The sequence below is a fragment of the Paenibacillus antri genome, from assembly GCF_005765165.1.
GTDB classification, from domain to species: domain Bacteria; phylum Bacillota; class Bacilli; order Paenibacillales; family YIM-B00363; genus Paenibacillus_AE; species Paenibacillus_AE antri.
Genome location: NZ_VCIW01000001.1, coordinates 579,260 through 594,780 on the forward strand (window position 1 = coordinate 579,260; position 15,521 = coordinate 594,780).

Sequence of the window (15,521 nt, forward strand, 5' to 3'; positions counted from 1 at the left end):
TGTAAGCGCGTATTCGCGCTTAGCCGCGCTCGAACGCGATCCGCAGCCGCTCGATCGCCTGCTCCCGGCTTTCCATGTTGGACCAATACAGCTTCAATTCGTTCCGCATCCGCTCCAGCTCCTTGAGCGGCAAGCCCAAATCCGCGATGTGAGCGAACGTCGGCACGATATCCCGATACATGTGGAAATGCGGCGGCCGATACATCGCTTCCTTCCCCTGCCACTCGGCGGCCTTCTTATGGCTCGGAATCGTGAGCGTGCCGCGCCGAATGCCGAGCTGGACGTCGTACGAGAGCAAGTAGCGAACGAGCGCCATCGCCGCGTCCTTCGCCTTCGAGGCTTTGTTCACGGCGAGGCCGATGCTGAGCAGCAGCGTCTTCGCGTTGCGATGCGCGGGCAGCGGAGCCAGGTCGTAGCGGAAGCCCGCCGCCTTCAGCGAGTTCAAGCTGTAATAGGTCGTCATCATCATCGACACCTTCTGCTGGAGAAACAGCGACTCGGTATCCGAGTCGGTCTCCGACAGGAACGCCGGCAGCGTTCCCGGGTCGTAGTGCAGCCGCCGGCCGAGCTCCAGCCCGTCCCACAGCCTGTCGTCGCCGAAATCCGGCGGCGGAGCGCCGAGGTCGTCCCGGCGGAACGACGCTCCGCTTTGCAGCAGGAAGATCGGCCAACGATTGCCGGACAACAGATGGAAGTGGAAGCCGTATCGCTCCCGGCCGTCGCGGAGCGCCGCCGAATGCGACAGCAGGTCGTCCCACGTCCAGCTGCTGTCCGGCTCCGGCACGCCTCGCTCCTCGAAGTGCTCCTTATTGTAGCAGAGCACCACGGGGGAGGCGACGAACGGCTGTACGTGAAGCTCGCCGCCGCTCCGCTTGAAGGCGCGGGTGAGGAAAGGGTACAGCTCCTTGTTTTCCTCCATCGGCTCGAAGATGCGCTCGCGCCCGCCGTCGAGACAATGCTGGTAATTATGGTTATTGATCGTCACGGCGTCAAGAAGACCATTCTCGAAATATTCGGGAACGGTCTCCAAGAAGCCGCTATAGTAGATAGGCACCATCTGAACGCGAATATGCGGATGCAGCTTATAGAAGCCTTCCAGCATCTCCTGCAAGTTCGTCTCGTGCAGCATCGAAGCGTAATAGCCGAACCGGACGGTGATCGTCCCCGCCTCGTTCGGATCGCGGACGCGGTTGCCGACCCGCGGCACCTTCTCGATCAGCGACTCGCCGACGAGCTGCTCGAGTCCCTGGCGTACGGAGTTCTTGCTTAAGGAAAACTGCTCCGCGAGCGTCAGCTCCGACGGCAAATAATCGCCGGGCGGGCGGCGGCCCGTAATAATGTCTTCGCGCAGCGCCGAAACCATCTCGCCGAGCCGATGACGGAACGTCTTCCGGCTTACCTTGTTGTCCATTGTCCGAATCTCCAACCTTCTAGAGAGTAAGGCCGCGGAACGTCGCTCCGCGGCCTCGAATCCAATACCCTTACGGTTCCAGCAGCGCCGTTGCGACCAACGCCAGATCGGCGATGTCGATGACGCCGTCGCGATTCACGTCCAGCGAGCGATGATCCGCCGCGGGAGCGCCGATGCGGCGAGCGACCGCGACCAGATCGTCCATCGCGACTTTGCCGTCTCCGTTCACGTCTTCCAATCGTTCCACGACTTCGTACGCAGCAACGACATCCGAATCGAGCGCGAACAGCGCGCCGGTCGTCTCCGCGTCGTCCCGCGCGAGCGTCGATTCGCCGCCGAGCAGCGCGAACGAGGTTCCCCCAGTCTTGCCGGTCGGTCGGAACGTCAGGCTCGCGACGACGTCACCGTCGCCGATCGCGCCGGCGCCGAGCTTCGTCGCGACGATCCATGCTTTGCCGCCGTCCTGCTTCCAGGTCAAGTAGCCGCCGCCGTTCGCCAGCCCTTCCCCTTCGACGACCGTATCCAGCGTAAAGTATGCCGGGTCGTACGTCAGCGAAAGCTTCGCGGCATACAGCCGATCCGTCTCCTCCGCGACGATGTCGAGCGTCACCGGCCGCGTCTTCGCGCCGGCCGAATCGTTCAAGACGAGCGCCAGCTTGCCCGGCGCGCCGTCGGCGTCGCCCAAGTCGTCAGGGGACCGCAGCGCGACGTCGTCGTAATAAGCGGTAATTACATTCCATCTAGAGCTGTACAGCATGATGCGGGCCTGAACGGCCTCCGCCGGCGCGACGCCCGTCACCTCGACCTTGTGCCATTGGTTCGGAACATCGCTGCCGAGCAAGCTGAACTCGTACCCGAGCTCCTTGCCGGCCGCGTCGTAGAAATACAGCATCAGCGCCGCATCGTCCGGATCGCCTTCCGTCATATTGATATTAACACTAGCGGTATACGTTTTTCCAGATTTTACTGCAATCGGATCGCTCAGCAATCCGCCCGATGCCTCCCGGGACGCATCCGCGATTTTCGCGCTGCGGGCGCCGGATCGGCTCTTCTCGTCCGTCACGCCGAAGACGAGGCCGTTCGGATACGGATTCGTCCAGCCGGGAATCGTTCCGCCGCTGCCGATCGTCTCGAAGCCGCCGTTCGTCACCGGAAGGTTCCGTTCGACCGGATCCGTCGGGCCGCCGCCGCCGTCGTTCGTCACCGGAATTTTCATCAGATGCGCTCCCGCCGTGTAGTAGATCTGCTCTATGCCGCTTGCGTCCGCAGCGATCGCCATAAAGTTGATTTCCTGCCCGTTCGGCGTCAGCTGCACGAAGTCCATCGTCTCCGGATCGACGACCGTCATCCGGTCCGCGAGGTCGACGTACAAGAGGCCGTCCTCGCCCCAGCGCGGGTGATACGGACGCCAGAAGCCGTAGTTTTTCACGTCCGGATAAATATTTTTGTAGTCGACGATTTCATAAGTGGAAGGATCCATCTTGAAAACGACCCCGTCCGCATTGCCCCACACCATGCCGTCCGGACCGATCGTAAGGCCGGTAATCATCGGCGGCTTGTCGAGCTCCGGGATGTCGAGCGTGAACTCCGCCACCTTCTTTTCCGCGGCGACGTCCCATACGAACATCTTCGCTTCCGTCTCCGTCGGCGTCACGCCGAGGCCGCCGTAGATGTTGGACCCGCCGTAGATAAGGCCGTCCCGATAGACGAGACCCGTGATGCTCTGGTTGTGGATGACGTTCGCATACACCTTCTTCTCGCCGGTCGCCGGATCGTAGATCGTCAGAGCCCCGCCCAGCTTGCCGTACGTCGGGATCGTCCCGACGATCAGCTTGCCGGCCCCCGTCGTCATCATGTACGGACGGTCTTGGTCCGAGCCGATCGCGAACAGCTGCTGAGCGACAGGCGCCCCCGGGCCGATCTTGCTGCGATAAATCAAGCCGCCCGGATACACGCCGTAGTACATGTAGTCGCCGAGCGCGACGATGCCTTCCGCCTGGCCGATCGAGAAGTTCACCTTGCTGTCCGTCACCGGATCGTACACGGCCCCGAGGCCGCCCGGATAACCGCTCATATAGAGCTTGCCGTCCGGCCCCGGCTCCAGCTGATGCAGCGGATTCGGCGCGCCCGCGACGACGGGCGGCCGGTCCTTCCGAATGCCGGCTTCGACATTCAACAGAACCGTCTTGCCGTCGCTCGTCATCGTGACGATCGACTCGCCCGGGAGTTGCGGGTCGTCCGGGAACGCGATCCACTCCGCGCCGCGCAGCGAGCTGCCGAAGCTGATGCCGGTCGAACGCGCCTGGAACGTCGTTAGGTCGAGCTCCGCCAGCTGGCGGTTCACGATCAAGTACAGCTTGCCGTTTCTCGACTCCAGCTCGTTCCAGCCGAACACCGCGCCGCCGAGCTGGCGGCCGATGCGGTGGGGGAGCCAGGTTTCGTTTTCCAAATCGTAAATCAGCAGCTCGTTCAAGTCCCCGGCGAAACGCACCAACAAATAGCCGTCGACCTCGGCCATGTCGTACGCGAACGGCACGTCGGCCGGCGCGACGCCGAGAATGCCCGCCACCGGGTCCGAGATGACCGTCTTCTCGCCGGTGTCGACGTTCAGCTTCACGACCGCCCCGGTCGTGCCGATGCCCGCGTAGATGTGCCCTTCGTAATACGCCATCGAACGCACGTATTCTTGACCCGGCGCCATCGAGCCGTAATCCCGGAACGTCTTCGCGACCGGATCGAACTTAAACACCTTGCCGCTTTGGAACGTACCCCCGTACACATTGCCGCGCTCGTCCGTCGTCATCGCCCACAGCGATTTCTCGCCGGGCGCCGGATCGCCGTGATTCGTCGCCCGCTTCGTGACGGGAGAGTAGCTCCACAGCACCGGCGTATTGCCGGACGTCGTGCCCGCGATATATACCGTGCCGTCGGGCGCGATCGCATGACGCCACGTCGTATGCATCCCGGTCAGCTCGATTGCGCGCAGCAGCGTATTGGTCCGAACGTCGATCACATTGAAAATGGCGTTCTCCGACGTCACCGTCGTATATGCCGTCTCCTTCCCGTCCTCCATGCCGAACACCGCGTCGTTGATCGACACTCTCGTGATCGGAACGCTTACGCTGACCGGCTCGCCGAACCGCTTCCCGCCCAAGGACCCGGCGGCCGCAGCCGCCGAGCCCGCGGACGGAAGCAGCGAGGCCGCGAGCAGCGCGCCGGCGACGAGCGCCGTCGCGAATCGAAACTTGTTTCGCGTCATGCCGCTTCCTCCTTCGTCATTCGAGCGCTCCCATCGCGACGAGCGCAACGTCCGCGACGTCGATCTTCCCGTCCCGATTCACGTCGTACATCGCGTCGTACGCGCCGCCGACGCGCTTCGCCACCGCCACCAAGTCGGCGAGATCGACCTTGCCGTCCCGATTGACGTCGCGGAAGTCCTTCACGATCTTCACCTGCGCCGCGATCGGCTGCTCCGGCGACACCGTCTCGCCCGTCTCGTCGGCGTCGATCTTCGCCAGCTCCGAGGCCGTCGTCAGCGTAATCGCCGAGTCGCCCTCCGTCAACGCGCGGAGCCGGATCGTCGCGATGTCGACGAGATCGCCGCTCACGGAGCGGTCGCCCGTATGCGTCGCGATCAACCGCACGACGCCCGGCGTATCGGCGTCGAGTTGGAAGAACGTCTCTTGGCCGTTCTTGAAGCCGTCGCCGATCGCCGCGTCCTCCACCGCGAAGCGCGCGGGATCGTACGTCACGACCGCTTTCGCCGCGTACAGCTCGTTCGCGTCCTCCGCTTGCACCGTCACCGGGAGGATAGCGCCTTCCTGCACCGTATCCGTCGGAACGGCGAGGCGGAACGCGCCGGCGGCGGCGTTGTCGCCCGGGAACTTGCCGATCACGTTAAAGTGATCGTAGTACGACGTCGTCGTGTACAGCAGCGAGACCGATGCGAACACCCGGATCGTCGCCGCGTTCGCCGGCGCCGTGCCCGTCAGCTTGATCTCCTGCCACTGATCGAGCCCCGTCGTCACGTGCTGGATCAGATCGCCGCCCGTCTGGACGCCGTTCGCGTCGTAGAAGCGCGCGAGGAAGCTGGTCCGACCGGTGTCGATGTACAGCTGCACGGACGCCGTGTACGCCTCGTTCGGCAGCACCGGAATCGGCTCGCTGCCGACGGCGATCGACTCGTTCGTCATCGTATCCGTCACTTTGAGGCTATGGCTGCCGCTGAACGCTTGTTCTTCGCTCAGCGAGAACGAGGTGTTCGCCGAAGGCGTCAAAATATTGCTCCAGCCCGGAATCGCGCCGCCCGAGAGCGGCCGCTCGAAGCTGCCGTTGAAGACGTTCAGCGCCGGCTCCGCCGGCGGCTCGGCGCTTCGCGGCGTCACCGGAATTTTCATCAGTTTCGTCGAGCTCGCGTAATAGATGTCGTTATCGTCGCCGATCGTAAACAGCGGCGTGTTGACACCTAACGCGTCGAATGCCAGCGTCTCCGGGTCGACGACCGTCAGCTTGCCGTACAAATCCGTATACAGCAATCCGTCGGCGCCCCAACGGAGATGAATCGGACGCCACATGCCGTAGTCGACGACGTTCGGATAAATCTCCTTGCTCTTCACGACTTGCTGCGTATCCGGGTTCACCGCGAAGATCGTGCCGTTCGCCGCGGCCCAGAGCAGGCCGTCCGGCCCGAACGTGAGGCCGCTGATCATCGTCGGCGCCTTGCCCGGCAGCGCCGGCGTAAACTCGGCGAGCTTCCGCTTCGTCGCCGCGTCCCACACGAACATCTTGGCCGACGCCGACGTCGGATCGGAGTCGAGTCCGCCCAAGATCGTCGTCGAACCGTAAATCTTCCCGTCCTTATGCGCCAAACCGACGATGCTTTGGTCCTGCACGACGTTGCGGAACACTTGGAACGTCTTCGCGACGGAATCGTATTCCACCAATGCGCCGCCCAGCTTGCCGTAGTCCGGGATCGTGCCGAGATACAGCTTGCTGCCCACCGTCAGGTTTACGTACGGCCGGTCCTGCTCCTCGCCGATCGCAAACAGATGCGCCGGATTGGAAGCGTCGATCGGCTTCGAGATGTCCAGTCCGTAGATGTTCGCCTTCGGGTACGTGTTGAAGAACACTTGATTGCCGATGTGCCCGATGCTTTCCGGTTGGCCCATCGGGAACACGGTCGTTTGACCCGTTGCGGGATCGAAGATCGCCCCGGAGCCGCCCGGATAGCCGCCCATGTAGAGTCGGCCGTCGGGACCCTTTTCGAGCGAGTGAATCGGAATGGCTTGGCCCGCGACGATCGCCGGCTTCTCATAGTACTTCTCCGTCTCGATATTGAAGAAGCCGACCTTGCCGTCGAAGCGCATATTGACGAGCGTCGGTCCCGGCAGGAGCGGATCGTTCGCGATCGTCGCCCAGCCGCCGCCCTTCATCGAGAAGTCCTGCGCCATGGCCGTATCCCGCGTCTGGAACGTCGCGAGGTCGAGCTCGACCAGCTTGTTGCCGCCCGCCGCGTTCCGCTTGAAATACGCCTTGCCGTTCATCGGCGGCGAGACGCGGTTGCCGTGGAAGCCCGGGAACTGCTCGGGACGCCACGTTTCTTGAACCGTGTCGTAGACGATCAACGTGCTGATGCCGCCGCCGCTCAAATGCGCGAACAGGTAGTCGTCCACGACGTCCAGCTGGTACACGAACGGATAATTGTCGTACGTGACGCCCGTGACGGTCGGCAGCGGAATATCCGCCTTCGCGCCCGTCGCCGGATCCAGCTTCACGAGGCCGCCCTTCGTGCCGAGCCCCGCGTACAGCGACCCGTCGTGGTACGCGAGCGAACGCACGTAGTTCGCCGTCTCGGACATGCGCCCGTAGTCGCTGAATCGCTTCGCCGCCGGATCGTACTTCCAGACGATCGCGTTCGGATACGTCCCGCCGTACACGTTGCCGGCTTCGTCGACGCTCAGACCGTAGATCGCGGTTTCGCCGGCGCGAATGAGGCCGAGCGGCTCGATCTCCTTCGTCTGCGGCGAATACCGATACAGCCGGCCGCCGCTCGATGCGACGTAGACGTCGCCGTCCGGCGCGATGACATGGGACCAACTGTCCTTGCCTTCCGGAAGGGAAAGCGCTCTCATCACCTCATACGTGTCGAGGTTAAGGACATAGAACTGCGCCGGCTCGCCGGCGAGCGTCGTATACATCACGTTGGCGCCGTCCTCTTGGCCGACGACGCTGTCGTAAATCGCGATGGACGTCGCCGATTGAATCGGCGTCGCGACTTCGACCGGCGCGCCGTATTCGGTTCCGGTGGCCGCCTTCGCCTTCGGCACGTACAAGACGGAGAGCAGCATGGCGGCGGTCAGTATGATCGCGGAAAATCTAGAAATCCGGAATGAGTTCATCGTCGCGCTCCTTTCATTTTCCATTCCCTTTGCCGTTTCCATTGCCGTTTCCATTTCCGTTGCCGCCTTGTTTCACTTCGATCGTCAGCGGCTCCGACGCTTGCAGCGCGACCGGCACGAGATCGTTGTACCCGGCCTCGTTCGCGTACGTCTCGGTGGACACGCCCTTCAAGCTCCGCAGCTCGATTCGCGCGTCTCCTTCCTCCTTCGCTTCGAAGACGAACGTCATCAATGGAACCCGAGCCTTGTAGCCGATGTCCGCCATCTTCTTACGAAGCAGCGGATAAATCGGGGTTTCCCCTTCCTCGCAAGATTCGCATCCATTCTGAAAATGACTATACGCATCCGACGCCTTGCTCGACAGAAGCTCCAGCTTCTCGGGATCGTACGACAACGCGAACTGCACGCCGTACAAGTCTGTGACGCGCTTGACCGCGACCGTCACCGTCACGGCGTCCCCCGCCTTGACCTTGTCCTTCGACGCCGTCAGCACCGCCTCCGCCGTCTCGGCGCGAGCCGAGGCGACGGCAGCGAACAGCGCGAGGCCGATCGCGATCCAGAGAAGCAGCGCGGGCCATGCCTTCTTCGCCAAAAAAATCCCTCCTTTCCTCTTCGCTTGTCCGTTCGAAGCCATTCCCGTCGATCGATATTGCTTCCTTTGCCCACCTCCTATGGTTCTCTTCTGGTACACAACATATGGGACGACTTGCCACAAAATCATTAATCCCATAAATTGGTTCATATCTGGTTCATATTTATATTACGAACCATCGCAAACGCAGTCAATAACCTGGGATTAATAGACTTATTAAGGATAAAAGGAAAAATATGGCGAATGGGGTCGATATTTCGTACCGCTTGTCGAAGCGGGGAGGGGGAGGCTATCAGGGGAGACGAGCCGCTGGAGTCAGCGGCCGTCCGGTACATGTCCGGAGAGGACGAATTCGAATTGGCGCCGCAATTCGTTCAGCATCTCCGGGTACGATCTTGCATCGTCCATGAGGAAGACGGAGTACGCCGCGAGCGTCAGCCCGCAGACGCACTCCGTCGCGAGCGCGGCGTCGAACGTACGCAGCTCGGCGGGGAGGGCCTCCTTCCGCTTCGCGAAGAACGCCCCGATCCGGTCCGCGAGCCGCCGATCGAACGCCGTCAAGCCGGCGATCTCCTTCGGGCGCCCGCCGTAAAACAGCGACATAAACTCCCGCTGAAGCGGCTTCTCCATCTCCGCGAGCCCTCGTAAATTCGCGTCGACGATGGCCGCCGCCGCCGCCGCCCAACCGGCAGGGTCCTGCCCCGGCGGCGACGCGGGCGTCTCCGGGAGCTCGGACGGAGGCGGCAGCATCGCCGCGAGGAACAGCTCCGCCTTCGTCGGGAAGTAGTTGAACAGCGTCCCTTCCGCGATGCCGACCGCCTTCGCGACGTCCGACGTTTTCGCGGCCGCGTATCCCCGCTCGGCGAAGGCCGACCGCGCCGCCGCCAGCAGTCTCGTTTTCGTCTCTTCCTTTTTCTTCTCGCGTAAGCTCATGCCGGTCGATAAGGCTCCTCTCTCACCATGTGTCCGTATACGATCTTTATAAACAGCAGCGGCGCCAGCCACTCGAAGCCCGGAACGGGGGCGATGCCGTAGAAGTTAATCAGCGTCGCCAGCAGAATCGCCAGGAACGACGCCGGCCGCTGCAAGTAGAGCGGCGTCCGCAGGACGACGGCGACCGAAAGCATCAGCAGCGCATACCAGACAAGGCCGTACGTCGCCCATCGATCCGCATCGAACAGCAGCGCGACTAGAATCGTATGCACGTGCGCCGAGCCGAACCGTACGGGATGCTTCAATACGACGCCCAGCTTTCCTTCGCTCTGCTTCGGCGGCGTATGATAGAACCGCTTGCACGAATTCAGCGCGTTCGAGACGAGTCCGCCGCCGACGTCGAAGGCGAGCGCCAGCGCGACCGCCAGCTGCAGCCAGCTCCACCCGTAATCTCGGGTCGATGCTAATAAAAGCACGACGACCGGAACGATGCAGGCCGAGCCGAGCGCCAGCGTCCGCTCCGCGCGGGTCGCCCCCGTCCCGGAAGAAAAGTCCGGCTTTCCTTCGTATTCCCATTCGATGCGCGACGGCGCATTACGCATCCGCAATCCCTCCCGAAAATAAATGAGTTCACTCATTTATGAGTATACTCATTTTCAAGGCAGCCATCTACCCCCGCCTTGCCGGGACGACCCGTCAAGGGATACAATAAAGTTCGAATACCAATTAGGAGGCAGTCCCATATGAAGAAGCAGATCCAACTGGACCCGCATCGCGGCCAATGGCGCCGCAAACCGATCACGCAAGTACAACCTAATAAGAAAAAGGAACAGCGCCGCACGTTTTGCCGAAAGAGAGGCAATGACGACGGCGCTGTTCGTTTGTTTCGGGAAATGCCCGTGTACCCGGCTCTTAGGGAACACGATGTTGATGTTCCCTACCTAACTCACATACGACCCGCGCCTCCCGTCCCGCCGGATCCCCGCTTGATTCATCCCGCTTCCAATTCGTCGGACAACGTCTCCCAATGCGCTTCGATCCAATGCATCTCCTCGATGAACCGCCCCAAGAGCTGTCGCAGCTCGCTCTGGACGCGAATTTCGGTCCGGTACCACCAAGCGGATTCGATCAAATAAATCATGCGCATCGCGCGGGAGAGCATGCCGAACGGCGCCGCCGTCCATTCGCGATACCCTTCCAGGAACGCCCGAACGGCGTCCGTCCGCATCCGCCCGTCAGACAACGCGCCGGACAGCACCGCCCGGGCCGCGTCGATCTCCGGATAGGCGAACGTCATCCGGTCGAAATCGACGATGCCGGCGAGCTTCGGTCCCCGGAACAATAGGTTATCCGTCCATAAATCCCAATGCAGCCAGCCGACCGGCGCCTCGTCGAACGAGCGGAAATCCAACCGTTCCACGACGGACCGGGACCGACTCAGCCACTCCAGCACCGTCTCGTCTCCCGCCGCCGCCGCGTTCTCTCGATTCGACTCCCACGAAATCAAGTAAGCTTGCTTGTCCGGCGTCCAGACCGGCCGCTCGAGCGGCGGTTCGGACCGCAGCCACGCGTGCATTCGCCCGGCCGCGAGGCCGAGCTCGTACATCTGGGCTTCGCTCATGCACCCGGCCCGCACGGTGGCGCCGTCCGTCCAATCGTGCACCGCGAAGAGCAGGCCGGACGAGGTTTCCTGCAGAAGCCGTCCCTCGTGCGCATGTACCGCCGGGCACGCTCCCTCGGCTTCGTGCAGGCCGCGCTGCAGCCGCAGCGTCGTCTCGATCGCGCTTCTCCGCTCGGGCCGCTCGTGCAGCTTGTACCGGTCCGGGTGGTACACCTTCACGAACAGCGGACCTTCGCTCGTCTCGGCTTTCCATTTGGCGTTGAGCCAGCCCGAATCGATCTCCGTCAGCTCCGTCCCCGTTCGGCCGAAGCGCCGCTTCAGCTCTGCGGTTATCTCCTCGGCCCACCTACGCTTCGTCGCTTCCGTCATCGGATGAGCTCCCCTCCAATTCCTCCGGCGTCGGGGGCTCGAACAACGGAATCCATGACTTCAACATCGCCTCGGGCAAGGCGAACGTAGCCGGAGGAAGCGCGGCGTTCCTCGCCGCCAGACGCGCCAACAGCGTCTCCTCGGACGCCTCGGCGTAATGGATGCGGAAGTCCGCTCCCAACGCCGCCGCGCGCTGCCGCATCTCGTCGCGCTGCGCGCGCGCCCAAAACCCGAAGTCCAAGATAACGTCCACGCCCAGCGCCAAGACGCGCTCCGCGACGTTCCACTGCAGCGCCTCGACCGTATCGTGCCTGGCGTCGTGGTCCAAGTCGTCGAGATCTTGGCCGAACAAGCGCGTGTGCCATTCGTCGGGCGTGAGGCGAAGCGCCGAGTAGGTACGTTCCAGCCGCCGCGCCAGCGTCGTCTTCCCGCTGCACGGAAGCCCGACCATAAGATGCAAAGTCGCCATCGTCCAATCGCCCCCTCGGATTTACGCTACTCTTTCACATGGGCGTCCGGCGCTTTGTCCCCCACCAAGTTCAAGACGACGCCATGCTCCAGCAGCGCCTTCAGCCCGCAAAGCACCATCGTGTATCCGCCCATGGAATCGATCGCTTGGTTCGCGATCTCGTCCCCGTTCCCCGTAAATCCCGAATTCATAATCGTGACGAACGTTTCCCGCTCCGACCGCGGCGCGAACGTCCACTCGGTCGTCGTGCCGTCCGCCGATTCGATCAGGATGCGCCGATTCGGCTCGAGCGCCTTCACCAGAACGTCGTCCCCGACGCCGTACATCTCCCAATCCCACCGAACGCGCTTGCCTTCTTCCAGTCTCCCGCTGCTTTTCGTGAACCAGAACTTGGTCGTGACGTTCGGATCGACGAACGCCTCGAACACCTCTTCCGCCGGCTTTCGAATCAACATCTCCGCCTTCGCGACGGGGTCTTGAATGAGAATAATCATAATCCATTCTCCTTTCGTTTATGAGGACCGAGGAGCCCACAGCATGACGGACACCCCGACGATACATATCGCCGCGCCGATCCAATCGTACAGGTCCGGCGTCTTCTTGTCGATCAACCACCCCCACAACACCGCTGCCACGATGAAAACGCCGCCGTACGCCGCATACACGCGCCCGAAGCTCGGAAAGCTCTGGAACGTCGGGAGCACCCCGTATCCGATCAACACGATGCTGCCTAAGACGCCGTACCATACCGGCTTGGCTTCTCGCAGCCACAGCCACACCAAGTAGCCGCCGCCGATCTCGGCCAACCCGGCCGCCAGGAACAACCCGATCGCCGTTATCGCCGCTCCCCCCTTTCGACGCACTTCCTAATACCAAAATACCCCATATCGCCGCCGGTAGCAAAGCAAAAAAACAGCCGCCGCTTGTCCGTCAGGACCGGCGGGGCTGCTCGCTCTCTTATATAACGAATCGAAATTAACTCCTGCTTTTTCTCCCGTATACGAAATACAGCGTCGCCGCGGACATGATCATCAGCACGACGGAGTAGACCAGGGTCAGCGCCTTCGTATCGCCGAGCGCCTGCGCGTCCGTGCTGTTCTTGATCACGATGCCGAGCGGTTGGTACAACGGGTGGTACAAGAAGACGGTCAGGTCGTAATCCGCCAAGATGCCGTTGAAGTTCAGCGCCAGCACCGCAAGCGTCGAAGGCAGAATGATCGGCAGCAGCACGCGCCGGAACGTATAGAACGCCTTCGCGCCTAGATTTTTCGCCGCATCCTCCAAGTTGCCGTCGATGCTGAAGAACGAGGCTTTCACCATCCGCAGCGTGAACGGGATGTGTACGATGACATAGGCGATGAACAGCAGCCAGACCGAACCGACGAGCACCGCGTTGCCGATGATCCAGCGCGGCACGCCGAAGGTGACGATCAGACCGATCGCGATCAGCGTGGACGGCAGCATCCATGGAATCAGCAGCGCATATTCGAGCAGATTCGTCCAGAAGTTCTTATATTTATGCAGGATCCTCGAGGCGATGAGCGCCACCGCCACGACGCCGACGGATGCGGCCGCCGCATAGCAGATGCTGACCAAATAAGGCTTGAACGCGGCCATGCTCGAGAAGACGGTAACGTAATTGTCGAGCGTGAACTTGTCGAACGACAGCGTCCCCGTCGAGATGCTCTTCGCGTCCGTGAACGAGAAGAGGACGATGAGGATGACCGGGATGACGTAGATCAAGAACAACGCGTACGCCAACACATGCGCGACGACGTTCGCCGCCTTGTTGTTTATTTTCTGCTTGACCATCTCCGATTTCACCTTGGACACCGACATGAAGTTGCCGTTGTTTTCGAATTTGATCATGACGGACAGCAGAACGAGCGTCGCCAGCCCGAGAATGAGCGCAAGCAGCGCGGCCAGATCTCGGGAGGTCATGCTTTTGGAAAAGGTCAGGATCATCGGCGTAATCGTCTGGAACTCGGTTCCGCCTAAGATGAGCGGGGCCGACGTAGCGGCTAACCCCGTCAAGAACAACAGAATCGTCAAGGCGAAGATCGTCGGCTTCAATACCGGCAGCACGACGCGCCGCAAAATGTAGAAAGAAGACGCCCCCATATTTCTGGCGGCTTCGATCGTTTGGAAATCCACCTTGCGGATGGCGTTACTGAGAAAGAGCACGTGATTGGACGTACACGCGAACGTCATGACGAACAAGACGGCCCAATAGCCATGGAACCAGGTCGGATCGAAGGACGGAAACACCGCCGACAACACCTTCGTCATAAAGCCGGTTTCGCCGTAAATCAGCTTATAGCCGGATACCAGGACGACGCCGCTGTAGATCAAGGTCGTGAAGTACCCGAGTCTCAGCAGCTTGGCGCCCTTGATGTCGAAGTATTCCACGATCAACACAAGGAAGACGCCGACGATGTTGACCGTGAAGATCAACGACACCGCCAAAATAAAGCTATTATATAAGCTCCTCATCGCGCGCTGCGAGGACAGCAGCTTCTCGATCGGCTCCAGAGAAAATCTGCCTTCGCCGAAGAAAATTTCATAGTATACGTTCAAATTCGGATAGATCAAGAACGCTGCGACGAACCAAGCGATGACGCCATATAAAATCAGTGTCGACGCACGGACGGACGTTAGAGCTTTTTTCATTTTCTGCACCACGTTCGACGCTTCCCCCCTAGTACTGCAAAATATCCCTAGTGTTTATATAGAGGTCAATCTCGTCACCCACCTTGTGTCGATCCAACCCGCTTTCGGTCCGAACGGTCTTCAGCGTCCCGCCGCCGGCGATTTCGATCGAATACTTGGTGTACAAGCCGTAAAACTCTTGATCCGCGATCTTGCCCTTCAGCCGCACCTCGCCGCCCTTCTCGGGGATCGGGGAGAGGCTCACCTTCTCGTTCCGGATGTAAGCCTTCTTCCCGGGTTCGACGTATTGCTTCAGCGCGCTGTTCTCGACGACTTCCGCCGGAATGCGGTTAATGTCGCCGATGAAGTTGCAGACGAACTCCGTCTTCGACTCGTTGTAGATTTCGCGCGGCGTGCCGACCTGCTCGACGACGCCCTTGTTGAAGACGGCGATTCGGTCGGAGAGCGTCAACGCCTCTTCCTGATCGTGCGTCACGTAGATCGTCGTAATGCCGAACTTCTTCTGCAGCTCCTTCAGCTCGTTACGCAGCTGCACTCTCAGCTTGGCGTCCAGGTTGGATAACGGCTCGTCCAACGCGAGAATGCTCGGCTTCAGCACGAGCGCCCGCGCGATCGCGACGCGCTGCTGCTGCCCGCCGGACAGCTCGGACACCTTCTTCTTCAGCTGCTCGTCGCTCAGGTCCACCTTCCGGGCGATCTCCTTCACCTGCGCGTCGATCTCGCTCTTCGACGCCTTCTTGACCCGAAGGCCGAAGGCGATGTTCTCGTACACGTTGAGCGTCGGGAACAAGGCATAGCTTTGGAACACCATGCTGATATCCCGCTTCTCGATAGGGACGTCGGTAATGTCCTTCCCCTTCAAGAAGATGCCGCCGTCCGTCGGCTTGATGAATCCGACCAGGCTGCGAAGGATCGTCGTCTTCCCGCAGCCGGACGGACCGAGGAACGTGAAGAACTCTCCTTCTTTAATGTTCAAATTCAAGTTTTTGATGGCGTGGAAGTCGCCGAATTTGATTTGAATATCTTTGAATGTAATCATGACAGCTCCCTCGGAAAAT

At 61.3% G+C, this 15,521-nt stretch carries 12 protein-coding genes; all 12 read right to left on the reverse strand.

The features are described from left to right. Window positions 1-19: 19 nt before the first annotated feature. Window positions 20-1,411 (reverse strand): extracellular solute-binding protein, encoded by a 1,392-nt coding sequence (locus FE782_RS02225; RefSeq protein ID WP_138192046.1) that lies wholly within the window; start codon window positions 1,409-1,411, stop codon window positions 20-22. Window positions 1,412-1,481: 70 nt separating this feature from the next. Continuing rightward, complete coding sequence (locus FE782_RS02230; protein ID WP_138192048.1) at window positions 1,482-4,670, reverse strand: dockerin type I domain-containing protein; 3,189 nt, start codon at window positions 4,668-4,670, stop codon at window positions 1,482-1,484. 16 nt (window positions 4,671-4,686) lie between these two features. After that, window positions 4,687-7,809, reverse strand: a complete 3,123-nt coding sequence (locus FE782_RS02235) for a cohesin domain-containing protein (protein WP_158299219.1) — start codon at window positions 7,807-7,809, stop codon at window positions 4,687-4,689. 13 nt (window positions 7,810-7,822) lie between these two features. Beyond that, window positions 7,823-8,401: a cohesin domain-containing protein gene (locus FE782_RS02240; RefSeq protein ID WP_158299220.1), complete on the reverse strand. Its 579-nt coding sequence runs from the start codon at window positions 8,399-8,401 to the stop codon at window positions 7,823-7,825. 315 nt (window positions 8,402-8,716) lie between these two features. Continuing rightward, window positions 8,717-9,334: a TetR/AcrR family transcriptional regulator gene (locus FE782_RS02245; protein WP_138192054.1), complete on the reverse strand. Its 618-nt coding sequence runs from the start codon at window positions 9,332-9,334 to the stop codon at window positions 8,717-8,719. After that, the gene (locus tag FE782_RS02250) at window positions 9,331-9,936 is read right to left on the reverse strand and encodes a hypothetical protein (protein WP_138192056.1); all 606 of its coding nucleotides are present in this window, start codon (window positions 9,934-9,936) and stop codon (window positions 9,331-9,333) included. The genes FE782_RS02245 and FE782_RS02250 overlap by 4 nt, the downstream gene beginning before the upstream one ends. Window positions 9,937-10,325: 389 nt before the next feature. Then, window positions 10,326-11,324: a phosphotransferase enzyme family protein gene (locus FE782_RS02255; protein ID WP_138192057.1), complete on the reverse strand. Its 999-nt coding sequence runs from the start codon at window positions 11,322-11,324 to the stop codon at window positions 10,326-10,328. Beyond that, on the reverse strand, window positions 11,302-11,793 hold the full coding sequence (locus FE782_RS02260) for a P-loop nucleotide/nucleoside kinase family protein (RefSeq protein ID WP_202914466.1): 492 nt from the start codon (window positions 11,791-11,793) through the stop codon (window positions 11,302-11,304). Before FE782_RS02260 ends, FE782_RS02255 begins: the two co-directional genes overlap by 23 nt. 26 nt (window positions 11,794-11,819) lie before the next feature. Next, a complete protein-coding gene (locus FE782_RS02265; protein WP_138192059.1) occupies window positions 11,820-12,287 on the reverse strand; it encodes an SRPBCC family protein in 468 nt (155 codons plus the stop codon). A gap of 18 nt (window positions 12,288-12,305) precedes the next feature. Then, window positions 12,306-12,632 carry a YnfA family protein gene (locus tag FE782_RS02270; protein WP_138192420.1) on the reverse strand — a complete coding sequence of 109 codons (327 nt, stop codon included), beginning with the start codon at window positions 12,630-12,632 and terminating at the stop codon, window positions 12,306-12,308. Between the two features lie 136 nt (window positions 12,633-12,768). Beyond that, the gene (locus FE782_RS02275; protein ID WP_138192061.1) at window positions 12,769-14,463 is read right to left on the reverse strand and encodes an ABC transporter permease; all 1,695 of its coding nucleotides are present in this window, start codon (window positions 14,461-14,463) and stop codon (window positions 12,769-12,771) included. 28 nt (window positions 14,464-14,491) lie between these two features. Beyond that, window positions 14,492-15,502, reverse strand: coding sequence for an ABC transporter ATP-binding protein (locus tag FE782_RS02280; protein WP_138192063.1), 1,011 nt, complete (start codon window positions 15,500-15,502; stop codon window positions 14,492-14,494). Window positions 15,503-15,521: the final 19 nt, after the last annotated feature.